Origin of the sequence: Planomonospora sp. ID91781 (assembly GCF_015711595.1) — a bacterium.
Taxonomy (GTDB): Bacteria; Actinomycetota; Actinomycetes; order Streptosporangiales; family Streptosporangiaceae; genus Planomonospora; species Planomonospora parontospora.
In genome coordinates this window covers 66286-85005 of record NZ_JABTEY010000002.1, presented here as the reverse complement: position 1 = coordinate 85005, position 18720 = coordinate 66286, and the positions used below count along the sequence as shown (strand labels likewise).

At 73.2% G+C, this 18720-nt stretch carries 17 protein-coding genes and 2 riboswitches; of the genes, 5 read left to right on the top strand and 12 right to left on the bottom strand.

Going from position 1 to position 18720, the window contains the following annotated elements; translation table 11 throughout:
* Window positions 1–138 precede the first annotated feature (138 nt).
* A riboswitch (glycine riboswitch) is annotated at window positions 139–231 on the bottom strand.
* Between the two features lie 15 nt (window positions 232–246).
* From HS048_RS19580 to HS048_RS19555, 6 genes are all read right to left on the bottom strand, one after another.
* On the bottom strand, window positions 247–867 hold the full coding sequence (locus HS048_RS19580) for a MerR family transcriptional regulator (protein WP_068900674.1): 621 nt from the start codon (window positions 865–867) through the stop codon (window positions 247–249).
* Between the two features lie 144 nt (window positions 868–1011).
* Window positions 1012–1491: a bifunctional nuclease family protein gene (locus HS048_RS19575; protein WP_153054485.1), complete on the bottom strand. Its 480-nt coding sequence runs from the start codon at window positions 1489–1491 to the stop codon at window positions 1012–1014.
* A gap of 78 nt (window positions 1492–1569) precedes the next feature.
* The gene (locus HS048_RS19570; RefSeq protein ID WP_229798260.1) at window positions 1570–2220 is read right to left on the bottom strand and encodes a MerR family transcriptional regulator; all 651 of its coding nucleotides are present in this window, start codon (window positions 2218–2220) and stop codon (window positions 1570–1572) included.
* 26 nt (window positions 2221–2246) lie between these two features.
* Window positions 2247–2759, bottom strand: coding sequence for an FHA domain-containing protein (locus HS048_RS19565; protein ID WP_068900670.1), 513 nt, complete (start codon window positions 2757–2759; stop codon window positions 2247–2249).
* Window positions 2760–3082: 323 nt separating this feature from the next.
* Window positions 3083–5584: a mannose-1-phosphate guanyltransferase gene (locus HS048_RS19560; RefSeq protein WP_068900669.1), complete on the bottom strand. Its 2502-nt coding sequence runs from the start codon at window positions 5582–5584 to the stop codon at window positions 3083–3085.
* An 11-nt stretch (window positions 5585–5595) separates the two neighbouring features.
* Complete coding sequence (locus tag HS048_RS19555) at window positions 5596–6186, bottom strand: CDP-alcohol phosphatidyltransferase family protein (protein WP_068900667.1); 591 nt, start codon at window positions 6184–6186, stop codon at window positions 5596–5598.
* A gap of 162 nt (window positions 6187–6348) precedes the next feature.
* Window positions 6349–6461: riboswitch (TPP riboswitch) on the top strand.
* Between HS048_RS19555 and thiC the strand changes: the two genes are divergently transcribed.
* Both thiC and HS048_RS19545 read left to right on the top strand, forming a co-directional pair.
* Window positions 6454–8184, top strand: coding sequence for a phosphomethylpyrimidine synthase ThiC (thiC, locus tag HS048_RS19550; RefSeq protein WP_196468156.1), 1731 nt, complete (start codon window positions 6454–6456; stop codon window positions 8182–8184). It overlaps the preceding riboswitch by 8 nt.
* A 244-nt stretch (window positions 8185–8428) precedes the next feature.
* Window positions 8429–10042 (top strand): methyl-accepting chemotaxis protein, encoded by a 1614-nt coding sequence (locus tag HS048_RS19545; protein ID WP_196468155.1) that lies wholly within the window; start codon window positions 8429–8431, stop codon window positions 10040–10042.
* Window positions 10043–10124: 82 nt separating this feature from the next.
* Here the strand turns inward: HS048_RS19545 and HS048_RS19540 are convergent, their stop codons facing one another.
* The 3 genes from HS048_RS19540 to HS048_RS19530 form a co-directional block, all read right to left on the bottom strand.
* On the bottom strand, window positions 10125–10544 hold the full coding sequence (locus HS048_RS19540; RefSeq protein WP_068900663.1) for a hypothetical protein: 420 nt from the start codon (window positions 10542–10544) through the stop codon (window positions 10125–10127).
* A gap of 67 nt (window positions 10545–10611) precedes the next feature.
* Entirely contained in the window at window positions 10612–11313 is a 702-nt protein-coding gene (locus tag HS048_RS19535; protein WP_068900661.1) for a response regulator transcription factor, read from the bottom strand.
* 46 nt (window positions 11314–11359) lie between these two features.
* Window positions 11360–13030 (bottom strand): sensor histidine kinase, encoded by a 1671-nt coding sequence (locus HS048_RS19530; protein WP_068900659.1) that lies wholly within the window; start codon window positions 13028–13030, stop codon window positions 11360–11362.
* 128 nt (window positions 13031–13158) lie between these two features.
* Between HS048_RS19530 and HS048_RS19525 the strand changes: the two genes are divergently transcribed.
* The gene (locus HS048_RS19525; RefSeq protein WP_068900658.1) at window positions 13159–13749 is read left to right on the top strand and encodes a class I SAM-dependent methyltransferase; all 591 of its coding nucleotides are present in this window, start codon (window positions 13159–13161) and stop codon (window positions 13747–13749) included.
* An 84-nt stretch (window positions 13750–13833) separates the two neighbouring features.
* The gene (locus HS048_RS19520; protein WP_068900656.1) at window positions 13834–15015 is read left to right on the top strand and encodes an acyl-CoA dehydrogenase family protein; all 1182 of its coding nucleotides are present in this window, start codon (window positions 13834–13836) and stop codon (window positions 15013–15015) included.
* On the opposite strand, the gene HS048_RS19515 is transcribed toward HS048_RS19520, so the two are convergent.
* Window positions 14969–16324, bottom strand: coding sequence for an APC family permease (locus HS048_RS19515; RefSeq protein WP_196468154.1), 1356 nt, complete (start codon window positions 16322–16324; stop codon window positions 14969–14971). The genes HS048_RS19520 and HS048_RS19515 overlap by 47 nt on opposite strands.
* A gap of 135 nt (window positions 16325–16459) precedes the next feature.
* Here HS048_RS19515 and HS048_RS19510 point away from each other — a divergent pair, with 135 nt between their 5' ends.
* Window positions 16460–16924, top strand: a complete 465-nt coding sequence (locus tag HS048_RS19510; RefSeq protein ID WP_068900652.1) for an Lrp/AsnC family transcriptional regulator — start codon at window positions 16460–16462, stop codon at window positions 16922–16924.
* A gap of 152 nt (window positions 16925–17076) precedes the next feature.
* On the opposite strand, the gene HS048_RS19505 is transcribed toward HS048_RS19510, so the two are convergent.
* Both HS048_RS19505 and HS048_RS19500 read right to left on the bottom strand, forming a co-directional pair.
* Complete coding sequence (locus tag HS048_RS19505) at window positions 17077–17991, bottom strand: alpha/beta hydrolase (protein WP_196468153.1); 915 nt, start codon at window positions 17989–17991, stop codon at window positions 17077–17079.
* Window positions 17992–18028: 37 nt separating this feature from the next.
* Window positions 18029–18718 (bottom strand): gamma-glutamyl-gamma-aminobutyrate hydrolase family protein, encoded by a 690-nt coding sequence (locus HS048_RS19500; RefSeq protein WP_196468152.1) that lies wholly within the window; start codon window positions 18716–18718, stop codon window positions 18029–18031.
* Window positions 18719–18720: the final 2 nt, after the last annotated feature.

Genomic DNA, 18720 nt, shown 5'->3' with positions numbered 1-18720 from the left:
GACCGGCGCTGGGCGCGGGCGTACGGGCCGGATCTCCCCCTCTGTCATCTCGACCTGAGAGCTTCACCTGCCCCTGACGGGGAGGCTTTCACCGTCGGTGAGACGCGCCTGGCGGACGCACCTGCTTTCCAGAGTTGCCTCGTCCGTGCGGTACAGGGTGCCTGAGAGATTCCGGGGAGGTTGCTCCTTCGGCGCCCCGACCATGGTCGGGGTCTCTCCCGCACAGGGTCGTCAGCGAGAACAACTTTACCCCGTGCGCCGAGCCTGCCGACGGCGGGCCAGCTCATCGCCGGGGTGATCGCCTAAAGGGCCTTCGTCGCTCTCCGCACGCTCGCCGGGAAGCTCCGCCAGGGAGCCCTCCACCTCCTGCCAGACCCGGCCCAGCGCGATGCCGAACACACCTTGGCCGCCCTGCAGCAGGTCGATGACCTCGTCGGGCGAGGTGCACTCGTAGACGCTGGCCCCGTCGCTCATCAGGGTGATCTGGGCCAGGTCGCCGGCCCCGCGGGAGCGCAGGTGGTGCACGGCGATCCGGATCTGCTGCAGGGAGACGCCCGTGTCGAGCAGGCGTTTGACGACCTTGAGCACCAGGATGTCGCGGAAGCCGTACAGCCGCTGGGTGCCGGAGCCGTGGGCGGCCCTGACGGTGGGCTCCACCAGGCCGGTGCGCGCCCAGTAGTCCAGCTGCCGGTAGGTGATCCCGGCAGCGGTGCAGGCCGTGGGGCCTCGATAGCCGACGTCGGCGGGCGGGCTCACCGGTCGCCCGTCGAACAGCAGGCCTTCTTCTCCGGCGCGCTGGCGCGCCGACCGGCGCCGCCCCGGATCATCCTGGCCGGCCGCCTTTCCTTCGCCGCTGCTGACCGCCACTGCGGACCTCCGGCTTTCTCTCATCCCATGGCCTGATCTGGGGGTTTGTACACGGCCACAGGTTCACTCGCACCGTAAGACTGGGATCTGCCTCAGTCAACGACCCCACTCGGCGCGTCGTGAAGCGTAAATGCACCGAAATTCCTACCCCGCACGGCCGAAGTCCTCCGGCGAGATCTGGTCAAGGAACTCCCTGAACTTCTCCACCTCGTCCTCCTGCCCCTCCTGGTCCTCAGGAATGATCACTCCGGCCTCCCTGACGACGTCCTCGCTGGCGAAGATGCGGGCACCGGTGCGCAGGGCCAGGGCGATGGAGTCCGACGGCCGGGCGCTCACCTCGGCCCCGTTGGAGAACACCAGGTCCGCGAAGAAGATCCCCTCCCGGAGCGCGACGATGTTCACCGTGGTCAGCCGGACCCCGAGCGCGTCGATGACGTCACGGAACAGGTCGTGCGTGAGCGGCCGGGGCGGCGGCTCCTCGGCCTGCGCCATGGCGATCGCGGTCGCCTCGGTCATCCCGATCCAGATCGGCAGGTAGCGCTCCCCGTGTGCCTCCTTCAGCAGGACGATCGGCTGGTTGGAGGGCATCTCGACCCGGACGCCCACGACCTCCATCTGCAACACGGGCTGCTCCGTTTTCGCTGGGTTCAACCGTTTCATTCAACGTAACACCCGCGGGGGCGCGGGCGCCCGGTCAGGCCCTCACCGGCCCAGGACCCCACGAACACCGGAACGCAGCAGCGAGGCGTGCAATTCCAGCAGCAGGCCGGAGATCTCCCTGGCGGTCTCGTCGGCCCGGTCGATCGCACCGGGCGCGCGACGGCGCAGCAGCGGCGCGACGGCCTGCTCCACGAGCCCGGCCTCCCGCTCGGCGGCGGCCCTGACCGCCCTCAGGTGGCGGGCCCGGAGACCGAAGGCGGACAGCGCGCCGACGCTGCGGGCCACGGCCAGCGCCTCGGCGTCGTAGTGCCGGGCCACGGCCGCCAGCAGTCCGTAGTCCTCGAGCTCGGCCAGGGTCTCCTCGTCGATCTCGGCGGCGGCCAGGAGCTCCTCGCGGCTGAGCCGGACCTCCGGCTGCGCCTCCGAGGGCACGGCGCGCGGCCGGGCGACGGGCCGCTCCTCGCGGTCGGCCTCCTCCAGCCGGTCCTTGATCACGCGCAGCGGCAGGTAGCGGTCACGCTGCTCGCTGAGGATGTAGCGGAGCCGCTCGACGTCGGCGTAGGTGAACTTGCGGTAGCCGGAGGGACTGCGCTCCGGTTCGATCAACCCCTCGCCCTCCAAGAAACGGATCTTGGAGATGCTGACGTCGGGGAACTCGCCCTGCAGCAGGGCGAGCACCTCCCCGATGCTCATGTGCGCACGAGCGGCCTGCGGGCTCATCATCCTCCAGCGGCGCCGCGGGTGAGGAACACCAGGCGGAACTTGCCGATCTGCACCTCGTCACCGCCGTAGAGCGGGACCTCCTCGATCCGCTCGCGGTTGACGTAGGTGCCGTTGAGACTGCCCACGTCGCGGACGGTGAACACGCCGCCGCCGCGCCGGTAGAACTCCACGTGGCGCCGCGAGACGGTGATGTCGTCCAGGAAGATGTCGCTCTCCGGGTGGCGGCCCACGGTGGTGAGGTCACTGTCCAGCAGGAAGCGACTGCCGGCGTTGGGACCGCGCTGGACGACGAGCAGGGCCGTGCCCGGGGGCAACTGCTCGACGGCCTGCCGCTCGGCGAGGAGCGCCTCCCCTGTCTCCGCCTCGTAGGCCTCGATCCCGGAGAGGGAGATCGTCGACGTGCTGTCTCCGGGTGTCTCGGCTCTGGTCAGCGGCGACCCGCAGCGAGAACAGAAACGCGCGTCCTCGGGGTTGGCATGACCGCACTGCGTGCAGTAGACGCTCGGCATCGATCGGCTCGGCCTCCTACCGCGAAGGCGCGGCAACGGTGCTCGGGGATGCGCGCCTCGCTTCTTCGCTTCTCAAGTGTTTGCTCAAACTGCGAATGCCGCAACTTACGCCGCTGAGGCGCAAAGGTCAAGGCGAGCACTGGACCGGGGGTTCGGTCGGGGACAAAGTTACAGGCGGGGAAGGCCCAAGGTCCATATCTTCGCCAAGCCGGGCGCGTCGCGCCGCCCGCCAGGTTCTCCCACGTCCCTCAGACCTCTCCCGTCCCGGACTCCCTCCGCCCCGCAGGCCCTCGATCCCCGCCCGCCCGGCGGGGTCACCCGGCTCACGGGCCGGCCGCCCGTTCCACGATCCGGGCCCAGTGCTCCAGCAGGACCTGCGCGGAGTCGGCGTCGGGCCCCTCGGCCCACAGGTGGGTGACCGCCTCGGAGGGGTCGGGCAGGACCAGCGTCCAGCTCCCGTCCTCGCCGACGACCCGCACGCCGTCGGTGGTGTCGATGCGCTGGCGCTCGGCCGCCTCGATGACCGAGCGCATCACCGCCCCCTTGGCCGCCCAGGGGGTCGGCACCGTACGGCGCAGCAGCCTGGCGACGGGGATCCTGGCGTCGATCTGGCTGAGCGAGAGCCGGGTCCTGGCGACCAGGCCGAGCAGGCGCAGGAAGACCGCCAGCCCGTCCACCGCCGGGCCGAACTCCGGCACGATGAACCCGCCGCGCCCGTCCCCGGCGAACACCATGTCCGGCGCGCGGGAGGCCGCGGTGAGCGCGTCGAGCGCGGTGGAGGTCCATTCGACCTGCACGCCGTGGAAGCGGCAGACCTGCTCGGCCACCCGCGTGGTGGTCACCGGCAGCGCCACCCGGCCGCCGCGCCGCTCGGCCGCGACCAGGTCCAGCACGACCAGCAGGGCGCGCTCCTCACTGATCAGCTGGCCCGTCTCGTTGACCAGCGAGACCCGCTCGCCCACCGGGTCGAACCGCACCCCGAACGCCGCCCGGGAGGAGCCGACCAGCTCCGCCAGGCGCTGCAGGTCGCGGCGGCGCTCGGCGAAGGTCTCGGTGGGCGAGGCCTCGTCCAGCCGGTTGTTGACGGTCAGCACGTCGACCCCGGCCCTGCCCAGCAGGCTCGGCAGCACCAGGGAGGAGGTGCCCCCGGCGCAGTCGACCACGACCTTCATGTCGGCGTCGCGCACGCCGGTCATGTCCACCCGGCGCAGCAGCTCGTGGGTGTAGTCCTCGACCGCCCGCGGGGGGAAGCCGAGCTCGGCGATCTCGCCGGGGAAGGCCCGGCGGAACTCCTGGCGGGAGAAGACCCGTTCCAGTTTCCGCTGCGCGGACCGGGACAGGTCGGCGCCGCTGTCGTCCATGAAGACGATGTCCACGCTCTGCGGGTCGCCCGCGGTGGTGCGCAGCGCGATCCCGCCGACGGCATTCTCCTTGGCCGTGTGGAAGCGGGAGACGGGCAGCGGGGTGGCCTCCAGGTCCAGCACGTTGATGGCGCTGGCGTTCAGGGCGCTGATCACCGCCCGCTTCAGGGCCCGCGCCGCGCGCGAGGAGTCGCGGGAGGTGACGACCGAGGCGCCCTTGCGCAGCGTCGTGGCGTAGGCGCTGGCCAGCCGTACGCACAGCTCGGGGGTGATCTCGACGTTGACGAGCCCGGAGACCCCCCGGGGACCGAACAGGCTGCGCTGGCCGCGGGACTCCCAGATCACGCTGGTGTTCACCACCGCCCCGGCCTCGACGGTCTTGAACGGGTAGACCTTGACGCCGGAGGAGACGTAGGCCTCGGCCTCGATGACGCACTCGTCCCCGATGACGGCGCTCTCCTCGATCCGGGCCCCCGTCATCAGGTCGCTGTTCTTGCCGATGACGCAGCCGCGCAGGTGGACCCCCGGGCCGACGTAGACGTTGTCGTGGACCACCGCCCGGTGCAGGAAGGCGCCCTCGCGGACCACCGCGTTGCTCCCCAGCACGGTGTACTCGCGCAGCTCGGCGCCGGCTTCGACCTTGGCGTAGTCGCCGATGTACAGCGGGCCCTTGAGCACGGCGTCCGGGTCCACCACGGCGCCCTCGGCCACCCAGACTCCGGGCGAGAGCTCGAAGGCGTCGAGGTCCACCGCCACCCGGCCGGAGAGCACGTCGGCCTGGACCGCCAGGTAGCTCTCGTGGGTGCCGACGTCCTCCCAGTAGCCCTCCGCCACGTAGCCGAAGATCGGGGCCCCGCGCGCCAGCAGGCGGGGGAAGACGTCCGCCGACCAGTCGACCGGCTCCCCCGCGGCGACCTCGTCGAGGATCTCGGGCTCCATCACGTAGATGCCGGTGTTGACCGTGTCGGAGAAGACCTGGCCCCAGGTGGGCTTCTCCAGGAAGCGCTCGACCCGGCCCCGCTCGTCGGCGATGACGATGCCGAACTCCAGCGGGTTGGGCACGCGCTTGAGCCCGATGGTGACCAACGCGCCCTGCTCCCGGTGGAACCGGACCATGTCGGTCAGGTCGATGTCGGTGAGCGCGTCACCGGAGATGACCAGGAACCGGTCGTCGCGGAGCTCGTCCGCGGCGTTCTTGACGCTGCCGGCCGTGCCGAGCGGCGTCTCCTCCGTGGCGTAGTACAGGTCCATGCCGAGCTCGTCGCCGTCACCGAAGTAGGTGCGGACGAGGGCGGCCAGGAACTGCACGGTCACCACGGTCTCGGTGAACCCGTGCCTCTTCAGCAGCCGCAGCACGTGTTCCATGATCGGCCGGTTGACCACGGGCAGCAGCGGTTTGGGCTGGTTGGCGGTCATCGGCCGGAGCCGTGTCCCCTCCCCGCCCGCCATCACGACGGCCTTCACGAATCACCTCATTAAGGCGTTCCAGCTCCTTTGAGAAGTTGCCGCACCTGTACCCAATACAGCACCCCCGACCACCAGTACAGCCCCACGCCCCAGATGGCCAGCGCCCAGCCGAGGATCCGGGCGGGGCCGGCGTACCACGCGTCGTGGTGGGCGAGGAAGAGGAGGGGGAAGGAGTAGAGCAGGTTGGCGGTGGCGGCCTTGCCCAGGAAGTGCACCGGGAGCGCCGGGCCGTACCCCAGGCGGCGCAGGATCGGCGGGATGCCCAGCAGCATGACGTCCCGCAGCGGGATGACGAGCGCCAGCCACCACGGGATGATGCCGCGCAGCGCCAGGCCGAGCAGTGTCGCCAGGATGTAGAGCCGGTCGGCCAGCGGGTCCAGCAGCCTGCCGAGCCTGCTGGTCTGGTTCCACGCTCGGGCGATCTTGCCGTCGAGCCAGTCGGAGAACCCGGCGAGCATCAGCAGCGCGACGGCCCAGCCGTCGGCCTCGGGGCCGAGCACGAGCCAGAGGAAGACGGGCACGCCCAGCAGCCTGGCCAGGCTCAGCGCGTTGGGGACCGTCCAGATCCGGTCCTCGGTCCCCGAAACTTCCGCATTCACCCGTTCGTCCCCTCCCCGTACCTGAGGGTGACACTACTGTGTTGATGGCGACGCTGACGCGTCGCGGCTCGGGGGCCGGTAACCGGCCTCGGCCCGGAGGAGTGACATATCCCTCACCGCCGTGCGGGCTGGCGATCGGCGTGAAGATCGCGTTATGGTTTCGCCGACCAACGCGGGAGCCCGGAGAACCGGGCTGAGAGGACGGCTGGAACGGCCGCCGACCGCCAGAACCTGCTCCGGGTAATGCCGGCGAAGGGAGTTTGCGCGATGTCCGACGCGCGCCCGACCAGTTCCAAGATCTACTGCGGTGACCTCCGCGTCCCCATGCGCGAGGTCCGGCTGACCAACGGCGAGTCCGTCACGCTGTACGACACCTCGGGCCCCTACGCCGACCCCGCGGTGACCGTCGACATCACCCGCGGCCTGCCCCGCCTGCGCGAGGAGTGGATCACCGGCCGGGGCGACGTGGTCCGGTACGGCGGCCGCCCGGTCGAGCCGGGCGACGACGGCTACCGGGACCCCGAGTCCCGGTCGCGCGACCTGCGCTCGCTGGACGCCGTCTTCACCGGCGGCGGCCATCGGCCGCTGCGGGCGGCGGGGGCGCCGGTGACCCAGCTCGCCTACGCCCGGCGCGGCGTGATCACCGAGGAGATGCGGTTCGTCGCCGTCCGCGAGGGGGTGAGCCCGGAGTTCGTCCGCGACGAGGTGGCCGCCGGACGGGCGATCATCCCGGCCAACGTCAACCACCCGGAGAGCGAGCCGATGATCATCGGCCGCAACTTCCTCGTGAAGATCAACGCCAACATCGGCAACTCGGCCGTGGCCTCCACCATCGCCGAGGAGGTCGACAAGATGACCTGGGCGACCCGGTGGGGCGCCGACACCGTGATGGACCTGTCCACCGGCCGCAACATCCACACCACCCGCGAGTGGATCATCCGCAACTCCCCGGTGCCGATCGGGACCGTCCCCCTCTACCAGGCGCTGGAGAAGGTCGGCGGCCGCCCCGAGGAGCTGTCCTGGGAGGTCTACCGCGACACCCTGATCGAGCAGTGCGAGCAGGGCGTGGACTACTTCACCGTGCACGCCGGGGTACGGCTGGCCCACGTGCCGCTGACCGTCGGACGCAAGACCGGCATCGTCTCCCGGGGCGGCTCGATCATGGCGGCCTGGTGCCTGGCCCACCACCGCGAGAGCTTCCTGTACGAGCGCTTCGCCGACATCTGCGAGATCCTGGCCGCCTACGACGTGGCGTTCTCTCTCGGCGACGGCCTGCGCCCGGGGTCGATCGCCGACGCCAACGACGAGGCCCAGTTCGCCGAGCTGCGCACGCTCGGCGAGCTCACGAGGATCGCCCACGCACACGACGTCCAGGTGATGGTCGAAGGCCCGGGCCACGTGCCCATGCACAAGATCAAGGAGAACGTCGACCTGCAGCGCGAGCTCTGCGACGACGCGCCGTTCTACACCCTCGGCCCGCTGACCACGGACGTCGCCCCCGGCTACGACCACATCACCTCCGCCATCGGCGCGGCGATGATCGGCTGGTACGGCACCGCCATGCTCTGCTACGTCACGCCCAAGGAGCACCTGGGGCTGCCGGACAGGGACGACGTGAAGACCGGCGTGATCACCTACAAGATCGCGGCGCACGCGGCCGACCTCGCCAAGGGCCACCCGGGGGCCCAGGCCCGGGACGACGCCCTGTCCGACGCGCGGTTCGAGTTCCGCTGGGAGGACCAGTTCGACCTGTCCCTGGATCCCGACACGGCCCGGTCCTTCCACGACGAGACCCTGCCCGCCGCCCCGGCCAAGACCGCGCACTTCTGCTCCATGTGCGGGCCGAAGTTCTGCTCGATGCGGATCAGCCACGACATCGCGGCCGCGTACGGCGGCGGCGCGGGCCTGTCCGGCGACGACGTCGAGGCCGGCCTGCGGGCCAAGGCCGAGGAGTTCGCGGCGAACGGCAACCGCGTCTACCTGCCTCTGGCCGACTGACCGGCGGGTCCCGCGGCCCCGCGGTCCGGAACCCGCCGGACCGCGGGGCCGCGTGCGCCGGGCTCCGCGGCGGACGGCGGTCCGGGTGACCTCCGTCGCATCCCGCGGCTCTCCTCAGTTCCCTTCCTCCCGCACCGATGGAACGGCGACGCCCCCACCCGGGACCGTCGTACAGCCCTCCCCCGGTTCAGCGCTGGAAAGGACCTGCCGTGAACCCCCTCTTGACCGAATTGAACCCCCCGCGGTGACCGTACGCCGCAACGCGCTGCGCGGTCGCTTCGCCGACCTGCGCATCAGCACCAAAATGCTCGTCGCCGTGGCGCTGGTGGCCGTCATGGCAGGCGTGATCGGCGTGACGGCGCTCAGCCGCATGTCGACGATGAACGAAGACATGCGGTCGATGGGGAGGGCCAACACCAACCAGGCCGCCCTCGGCGAGGTCCGCGCCCGGATGGCCGACATGTACAACACCTCGGTGGGCGCCGTCCTCGAGCGGGCCCCCGAGAAGCGGGCCGAGCGCACCCGGCAGGTGCACGACTACACCGACCAGGTGACCGCCGCGTTCGAGGCCTACAGGGCGGACGTCGCGGATTACCAGCCCCTGCAGCAGGACCTGGCCGCCTTCGAGGAGGTGTGGCAGGAGTTCGAGGTCCTGCGCGACGCCGTGATGTTCGGCGCGCCCCTGCCCGCAGGATCGGGCACGGACCTCGCCCAGGCCGCCACCCGGCTCGGCGAGACCTCCATGGAGCTCAACGTCCTGATGGACAAGCTGGTGGACAACGAGCGGAAGGCGAGCGAGATGATGGTCGCCGCCGGCAACGCCGGCTACGAGGACGCCCGTGTCTCGGTCATCGTGCTGCTCACGGTCGGCCTGGCGCTCTCCGTGGTCGTCGCCCTGCTGATCGCCCGCACGATGGTCGGCACGCTGCGGAAGCTGTCGCAGACCCTCTCCGCCATGGCCCGGGGCGATCTGACCCGGACCGTCGAGGTGACCTCCCGCGACGAGGTCGGCGAGATGGCGGTGGCGGTCAACCAGGCCAACACGGCCATCCGCGAGGCCATCGAGGCGCTGGCCACCAGCGCCGACACGCTGGCCGCCAGCTCGACCGAGTTGTCGGGCGTCAGCGACCGCATCGCCGCCAGCGCGGACGAGGCCTCCACCCAGGCCGGCAACGTCGCAGCCGCCGCCGGCCAGGTCTCGCACAACGTGCAGACCGTCTCGGCCGGCAGCGAGGAGATGGGCGCGTCCATCCGGGAGATCGCGCACAACGCCGGCGAGGGCGCCAAGGTCGCCTCGAAGGCGGTGGAGGTCGCCGCCTCCACCAACGAGACCGTCGCCAAGCTCGGCGCCTCGTCGGCGGAGATCGGCAGCGTGATCAAGACCATCACCTCGATCGCCGAGCAGACCAACCTGCTGGCCCTGAACGCCACCATCGAGGCGGCGCGGGCCGGGGACGCCGGCAAGGGCTTCGCGGTCGTGGCGGGCGAGGTCAAGGACCTGGCGCAGGAGACGGCCAAGGCGACCGAGGACATCTCCAAGCGGGTCGAGGCGATCCAGGCCGACACCGAGAGCGCGGTGGCGGCCATCGCGGAGATCTCGACGATCATCGGCAGGATCAACGACTACCAGCTGACGATCGCCGGTGCGGTGGAGGAGCAGACCGCCACCACCGGGGAGATGAACCGCAGTGTGGCCGAGGCCGCGCAGGGCAGCGCGGACATCGCGGCCAACATCTCGGTGCTGGCCGGGGCGGCGCGCGTGACGGCCGAGGGCGTGGGCGAGAGCCAGCGGGCCGCGGCCGAGCTGGCCGGGCTGTCGGCCCGGCTGCACACGCTGGTCTCCGGTTTCCGTTACTGAGATCCGGGCCCGGCCGCCCTCGGACGGGCGGCCGGGTCCGGTCGCGGTCCGGTCGCGGTCCGGTCGCGGTCCGGCCGCAGGGTCAGGAGCGGCGCGCGGCGGCGCGGGGCGACCAGGCCCAGACGAGCACGGCCACGGTCAGCCCGAACAGCGCGAGCCCGCTGGGCACGTGGGTGCCGAGCGCCTCCCAGCTGAAGTGCTGGCCCATCCCGACCAGGAACAGGCCGAGGCTGGCCAGCGCGGGCCAGCCCGCGCCGCGGCCCGGCCGCCAGACCAGCACGGCCGCCACGATCTGCAGGAGGGCGATCAGGTGCACCGCCATGCCCGCCATCACGTGGGTCTCGGCCAGGTCCGCCCCGCCGTTCACGGCCTGGCCGGCGAACGAGGCCGCGACGATCAGCCCGGCCGCCTGCGCGGTGACCAGGACGCGCAGGCCGTACAGCAGGCCGGTGGAGACCGGGCGGGTCTGGGCGGCGCGGCCCTGGGTGATGACCTCCTGCATGAGAGGTGTCCTTCCTCGCGGTGGTTGCCTGGCAGCACATCGTGGCCGCGAGGGGGCGCTCCCGTCGTCAGCCCGGGGGCGGACCCGCCGGTCCGCCGCGGGGAGGATTCCGTACCGGGCGGAAGTCCGCGCCGACCAGGCCGATCCGGTGGGCGACCACCGCCGCCTGGATGCGGTTGCGCAGGCCCAGCTTGTCCATGGCGGTGGAGACGTGGGTCTTGACGGTGGTCACGCCCACGTGGAGGGCGTCGGCGATCTCCCCGTTGGACAGTCCCGCCCCGACCAGGGAGAGCACCTCCAGCTCCCGGTCGGTGAGCCCGGCCGGGACGCGCGGGCCGGCCTGCTCCTCGGCCGCCAGGGCGCGCTCCACCACGCGGCGCAGCACGGAGGGGGCCAGCAGCGGCTCCCCCGCGGCGGCCCGGCGCACGGCGTCGACCATCCGCTCCGGCTCGTCGTCCTTCACCAGGAAGCCGATCGCCCCGGCCCGCAGCGCCGCGTAGACGTTCTCGTCCTCGGCGAACGTGGTCAGGATGACGATCCGCGCGGCGGGCCAGGCCGCCAGGATCCGCCGGGTGGCCTCCAGCCCGTCCACCCGGGGCATGCGCAGATCCATCAGCAGCACGTCGGGGCGGAGCCGCTCGGCGTGCTCGACGGCCTGCGCGCCGTCCACGGCCTCGCCGCAGACCTCCATCTCCCCCGCCGCCTCCAGGAGCATCCGCACGCCCGCGCGCACCAGCGCCTGGTCGTCGGCGACGACGACCCGGATCACGGGGCCTCCTCCCCCTGCCGCCGGGACTGGGCCGCACCGCGCCCGCTCACACCGTCTCCTCCTCCTCGCGACGCCACGGCAGCAGTCTGTACTGCGGCGTCATCCCGCACGAATATCCGGCCGGATGGCCGGGGCGCTCCACCGGGAGCGTCGCCGCCAGCCGCCAGCCGCCGTCCGGGCGGGGACCGGCGGACAGGTCCCCGCCCAGGGCGCGGGCCCGCTCGCGCATGCCCGCGATGCCCTGCCCCGAGGAGGGCAGCGCGTCGCGGGGCCCCGGCGGCGGGCCGCTGAGCACGTTCACCTCCAGCGCGCCGCCGGCGTCCCGCAGCTCGACGGTCGCACGGGTGCCGGGCCCGGCGTGCTTGAGGACGTTGGTCAGGCCCTCCTGGACGATCCTGGCGGCCGAGGCGCGCGTCACCAGGGGGACGGACTCGGCCCCCGGGTCGAGGCGGAGCTCGACCTCCAGCCCGGCGGCGTTCATCCGCTCCACCGCGTCGCGGACCACCTCCTCGGGGTCGGCGACGGGCAGGTGGGCCAGTTCGGGGTCGCGCAGCACGTTGAGCAGGCCCCGCAGGTCCTCCAGCACCTGGTGGCCGGTGGCGCGGATGTCGGCCAGCGCCTCGGCCACCGGCCCCGACGGCGCGGCGTACTGCGCGGCGCCGGCCCGCAGCACCATGGCGCCGACGTGGTGGGCGACGATGTCGTGGACGTCGCGGGCGATGCGCTCGCGCTCGGCCAGCAGGTCGGCCCGGGCGCGCTCGGCGGCCAGCTGCCTGGCCTCCTCGGCCATGGCCAGCTGCAGGCCCGCGGCGGCCCGCCGGACGCCGAGGTAGCGGCCGATGATGACCGGCGCGGCCACCATGGCCATCAGGGCGGCGATGCGCAGCGGGGTCACCTCGGCCAGTTCGTCGCCGACGACGTTCAACGCGGTCACCCCGGCGGCGAGCAGGTAGGCGACGGCGGTCCAGGACCACGAGGCGTACATCGCGAAGGCGCCCAGCGTCACCAGGAACAGGCCCTGCAGCGAGTTCGCGGCGAACTGCGCGTTCTGGTCGGCCAGCAGCACCAGTACGGCCTGCAGCGCGAAGGCCGTGCCGGGGAGCAGGCGGACCAGCCCGGCGGTGAGCCCGCAGCCGATCACGAACCAGCCCACCCCCCAGACGGGCCACGGCCCGGCGTCCCAGCCGGTCCAGGTGTCCAGGACCATGAAGGCCACCCCGCCGCCGGCCAGCAGCAGGTCCAGGCCGGGCCGGCGCTCCACCTCGGCCACCGCCTCGATGGGGCTGCGCAGGTAGCGGCCGACCACGACCGGGACCGCGCTCATCCCGAGCGGGAAGTACCAGGTGGCGGCGGTGAGGGCGGTCGCCGGGTCGGCGAGGTTGACCGCGGTGGCGGCGCCGGCCAGGACCGCGCCGGGCACGATCCGGCGCCAGGCGTCGCGGTGGGCGAGGATCCCCACGGCCACCGGGAGCAGGATCTGCGCGGTGTCGGTGGCGAACGCGGGGAACCGGTCGCCGACGACCAGGAAGGCCGCGTAGTAGGCGCAGACCACCAGCGGACCGCGCCGGACGAACCCCATCGGGGCCCCGGCCAGCAGGGCGAGCGCCGCCGCGGCCGGCCACGGCGCGGGCTCGCCGGTCTTGCCGGAGACGACGAGGCCGAGGGCGATCCCGGCGAGCGCCAGAAGGACGTCCGGCACCGGACCGCGGGATCTCATAGCGAAAAGGTATCCGCCCGCGCAGGCGGTCCGCTCATCCTCCCGAAGGGCGGCGCCTCCTCCTACTGGCCGGAAGATCGGCCGAATGACCGGTAATCAACGGCCAAAGAACCCTTAACCTTCACATCATGACCAATGACACCGCGGTCTTCCTGGGGCAGTGGATGCGGGCCCCGGGGACCACCGGAGCCGTGGCACCGAGTTCCCGCCGGCTCGCCGAGGCCGTGACCGCACCGATCCCCCACCGGGGCGATCCGGTGATCGTCGAGCTCGGCCCCGGCACCGGCGCGTTCACCGCGGAGATCCAGCGGCGGCTGGGCGGCCGGGGGCACCACCTGGCGGTCGAGATCAACCCGAAGCTGGCGGAGTTCCTCGCGGCCCGCCACCCCAAGGTCGACGTCGTGGTCGCGGACGCGGCGGAACTGCCGGACCTGCTGGAGCGGCGGGGCTTCCTCCAGGCCGACGCGGTCGTGAGCGGGCTGCCCTGGGCCGCGTTCTCCGAGGGGACGCAGGCGAGCCTGCTGGACGCCGTCGCCGCCGTCATGGGGCCGAACGCGGCCTTCACCACCTTCGCCTACAGCTTCGCCAAGCACCTGCCGCCCGCGCGGCGCTTCCGGCGGCGCCTGCACCGCACCTTCGAGGAGGTCGTCACGGGCCGGACGGTGTGGGCGAACGTCCCGCCGGCCTTCGTGTACCACGCGCGGCGCCCGCGCGCGTGACCCTCGCCTTCTGACCGAACTTCGTTCTACCATTGCGTGCGCAACCGGTTCGCTGCGCACGCGACCAGGACGGAGCCGATCAGGGTGGACTTCACTCTTCCGGAGAGCGCGCTGGCCGTACAGCGCGGCGTCGCCGACATCTGCTCACGCTACGACCTCGGCTACTGGCAGCGCTGCGAGTCCGACAAGCGCTGGCCGGAGGAGGTCTGGGCGGAGCTGGCCAAGGGCGGCTGGCTGGGGCTGGCCGTCCCCGAGGAGTACGGCGGAGGCGGCCAGGGCCTGCTGGAGCTGGCCGTGGCCACCGAGACCCTCTCCGCCTCCGGCGCGGCCGGAGGCTCGGCGTTCACCTACGTCCTGACCCCCGGCTTCGGCGCGATGACCCTGGCCCGGCACGGCAGCGCGCGCCAGCGCGAGGAGCTGCTGCCCCGGCTGGCCACCGGCGAGATCGAGACCTGCTTCGCCCTCACCGAACCCGACGCCGGCTCCAACGCGCTCGGCATCTCGACCTCCGCCCGCCGCGACGGCGACGAGTTCGTGGTCAACGGCCAGAAGATCTGGATCACCGGCGTGCAGCGCGCCGCCTGGATGCTCCTGGTCACCCGGACCGTGCCCGCCGCCGAGGCCCGCCCACGCAGTCACGGCCTGACCGTCCTGCTGGTGAACGTGCCCGAGGCCGTCGCCGCGGGCCGGCTCTCCTACCGGCCGATCCCCAAGATGGGCGCCAACACCACGCCGTCCAACACGGTCTTCATCGACGACCTGCGCGTGCCGGCGGCGAACGTCGTCGGCGAGGCGGACCAGGGCGCGCGGGTGCTGTGGGACATCCTCAACCCCGAGCGCATCCTGCTGGCCGCATCCGCGCTCGGCGGCGCCGAGGTCGCGCTGCGGGCGGCCGTGCAGTACGCGAAGGAGCGCGAGGTCTTCGGCCGCCCGATCGGCGCCAACCAGGCCGTCGCCTTCCCCCTCGCCCAGGTCAAGGCCAAGATCGAGCTGGCCAGGCTGATGCTGTACAAGGCCGCCTGGCTCTTCGACGAGCGGCGGCCGTGCGGCACCGAGGCCAACATCGCCAAGCTGACCGCCTCCCAGGCGGCCTGGGAGGCGGCCGACCACGCCTTCCAGACCCACGGGGGCATGGCCTACTCGCTGGAGTACCCCGTCGCCCGGCTGCTGGCCGACGCCCGCATCGGCAGGGTCGCCCCGGTCACCGAGGAACTGCTCCTCAACCACCTGGCCACCCAGGTCCTCGGCCTGCCGCGGAGCTTCTGACCCGCACCCGCCCGGCGGCCGCCGCGCCCGCCGCCAGCACCAGCGGCACCAGCAGGTACGGCCCGCAGGCGGCCAGCAGCGCCAGGGTGAGGACCGTGGCCACCGCCGCGGTCCGCCGCCCGGCCCCGGACAGCAGGCGGGTCGCGGCGGCGACGCCGACCGCGGTGACCGCGGCCAGGCAGGCCGAGGTCGCCCGCATCAGCGGGTCGAGTCCGAGCCCGGAGCCCGCCACCGCCGCGGTCACCGCGCCGGAGAGCACGGCCAGCAGGAGCAGGCTGCGGTGCGGCACCCGGCCCGGGTCCGCGTCATGCCCCACCCGCGCCGAGTCCGCGCCGTGCCCCACCCGCGCCGGGCCCGCGCCGCCGGCCAGCCAGGCGGGCAGTGCGCCGTCGCGGGCCAGCGCGGCGCCGAGCCGGGCGCCCCCGGCCACGTAGGTGTTGATCGCGCCGAAGCTCAGCAGCAGGGCCGCTCCGGCGGTGACCGGCCCGGCCAGGCTCCCGGCGCCGTGCTCCAGCAGCAGGGCGAGCGGGACCGGTGAGACGGCCGCCCGCCCGCCGAGCACGCCGATCACGCTCACCGCCAGCCCGGTGTAGAGCACGCCCACGACCGCCAGGGTGAGCACCGTGGCCCGCGGCAGGTGGCGGCGGGGATCGGCGAACTCGGCCGACAGGTGGCTGGCCGCCTCCCAGCCGACGAAGGCGAAGAACAGCACTCCGGCGGCCCGGGCGACCCCCTCCGGTCCGTGCGGGGCGAACGGCGTGAAGTTGCCGGGCCGTACGGCGGGCAGGGCCGCCGCCACCGCCGCGACCAGGAGCGCGACGAGCAGGACCGCCAGCAGGAGCTGCAGCCCGCCGGAGAACCGCAGGCCCGCGTGGTTGGCGGCGAACGCCGCCGCCAGCAGCCCGCAGGTCACCGCCAGGGTCCCGCCGGCGCCCAGCCCCAGGGCCGAGGAGACGTACTCGGCTCCGATCAGGGCTCCGGCCGGCACTCCGACCGGGACCGCGAAGTAGAACCACCAGCCGGTCACCGCCGCGGTCCGGGCGCCGAAGGCCCGCGCGGCGAACGCCGCCACCCCGCCGCCGTCGGGGAACCGGCCGCCCAGCGCGGCGAAGGTCAGCGCCACCGGCGCGCTGAGCGCCAGCAGCGCGGCCCAGGCCACGATCGAGGCCGGTCCGGCGGCGGCCGCGGCCAGGTGCGGCAGGGCGAGCACGCCGGGCCCGAGCACCGCCCCGAGGAGCAGCGCCGTGCCCTGTCCCGGTCCCAGCCGGCCGCCCGGCCCCGCACCGCCCGTCCCCCGTGCCCCCGCCACCCGCGTCGCACTCGTTTCCGGCACCGCACACCGGCCTTCCCATCGATCGGTCATATGCCAAGGAAGGTAGCCAGACGAACGAAGAAAACGGCCTTTCATCGAACGTTCGACCGGAATCACGGCATAATCACCGTCATGGACGAACTTGATACGGAAATCATCCGCCTTCTCCAGACGGATGCGCGGCGGTCCAACCGGGAGCTCGCCCGGCTGCTCGGCATCGCCCCCTCGACCTGCCTGGAGCGCGTGCGCGCGCTCACCCGGCGGGGGGTGATCCGCGGCTACCACGCCGAAATCGACCACGCCGCCCTCAACCGGAGCGTCCAGGCCATGGTCTCGGTGCAGGTCCGCCCGCTCAGCCGGGCCGTCATCGACAGCTTCAAGGAGTCAGTCAGCGCCCTGCCCCAGGTGCTGAGCGTCTTCGTGCTGGCGGGCGGCGACGACTTCCTGCTCCACGTCGCCGTGCAGGACCTGGACCACCTGCACGGTTTCCTGCTCGACCGGCTCAGCCAGCGCCGCGAGATCGCCGGGTTCCGCACCTCGGTGATCTTCCAGCAGGTGCGGAACCCGGTGCTGAGCCGCCTGCCCGACCCGGCGTGACCCGGAGCCGGAGACCGGGCCACGGACAGGCCACGGACGGGCCACGGACGGGCGCCGGAGCGGCGTCCGGCGTCCGGGGCGGCGTCCGGGGCTACGGATGTCCGGCGGTCAGCGGGCGCGGCACGGGCGTCCGCCGCCCGGAGTCCGGTCCGTCACGCGAAGGCCTCCTTCAGCCGCGCGGCCGCGTACTCGCGCGCCTCGGCCGCCTGGTCGAAGAAGCCGGGCAGGCCGAAGAAGCCGTGGATCGCCCCGGCGTAGCACCGGTACTCGACCGGGACCCCCGCCGCCGCGAGCCCGGCGGCGTACGCCTCGCCCTCGTCGCAGAGCGGGTCGCACTCGGCGGTGAGCACCGTGGCGGGGGCCAGGCCCGCCTTGTCGGCCAGACGAAGCGGGGCCAGCCGCGGGTCGGCCGGGTCGCCGCCGTACTGCGCGGCGAACCAGGCCATCTCGTCGGCGCCGAGCCCGTAGCCGGTGGCGTAGGTCCGGTAGCTGGGCGTGTCCATGGCGACGTCGGCGACCGGGTAGACCAGCACCTGGTGGGCCAGGCGCAGCCCGGCGTCCCTGGCCTGCCAGGCGGCCACGGCGGCGAGGTTGCCGCCCGCACTGTCGCCCAGCACCGCGATCCGCTCCGGGTCGGCACCGTAGGCGGCCGGACGGGCGAAGACGTCCCGGACCGCGGCCAGCGCGTCGTCGGCCGCGGCGGGGAAGGGATGCTCCGGGGCGAGCCGGTAGTCCACCGAGACCACCACCGCGCCGGTGCGCACGGCCAGGTCCCGGGCGAGCGCGTCGTTGCGGGCCACGCTGCCGAACACCCAGCCGCCGCCGTGGAAGTAGACGATCACCGGAAGCGGGTGGTCGCCGTCGTCCGCCCGGTAGACGCGCACGGGCACGCCCGCCGCGCTCCCGTCGCGCACCACCGGGAGCGGGACGACCGGTCCCCGCTGTTCGGCGAACCCGTCCAGGGCCCGCATCTGGGCGATCGTCTCAGGGGTGAGCTCGGCGAGGGGCGTGCCGAGATCGGTGGGGAAGAGCTTCAGGTAGGCCTCGGCCTGGGGGTGCAACGCCATGGCCGCACCCTACTCGCCCGGATCCGGCCTCCGGCGCTCAGTGGGCGGCGGCCTCGATCAGGGCCTCGATCAGGCGGTTGTCGTCGCCCCGCTCCGGATGCCACTGCACGCCGACCGCGAAGCGGTGTCCCTGCAGCTCGACGCCCTCCACGATCTGGTCGTCCGCCCAGGCCACCGCGAGCAGACCCGTCCCGAGCCGCTTGACGGCCTGCCGGTGCGGCGCGGTCACCTCCGCCCGGTCGCCGAGCGCCTTGCCCAGCGCGCTGGACACGCTGATCTGGACGGTGTGCGGCCGGCCCGGCTCGCCGTGCCGGTCATGCCCGACCACCTCGGGGAGCCAGGGGATCAGGGTGCCGCCCTGGGCGACGTTCAGCACGTGCATGCCCCTCGCGACGGCGAGCAGCGGCAGCCCGGCCTGCACCGCGGAGCGGGCCATGGCCAGCTCGAAGCGGTCGCGGTGCGGCTGGGGCCCGTCCAGGCGCCCGTCCGCGGCCGCGCCGTACAGGCCGGGGTCGAGCTCGGTGCCGCCGGCCAGGATCAGCCCGGACAGGCCCGCCGTGTAGCCGTCGATCCCGCCCAGGCCCAGGGGCGGGAGCAGCACCGGGGCGCCGCCGGCCTTCTCCACCGCCCGGACGTAGGACGCGGGTGACAGGACGGCCTCGCGGACCCAGGTGCCCCAACGGGCGGCCTCGAGGTAGGCGGTGATACCGATCAGGGGTCGGGACATGC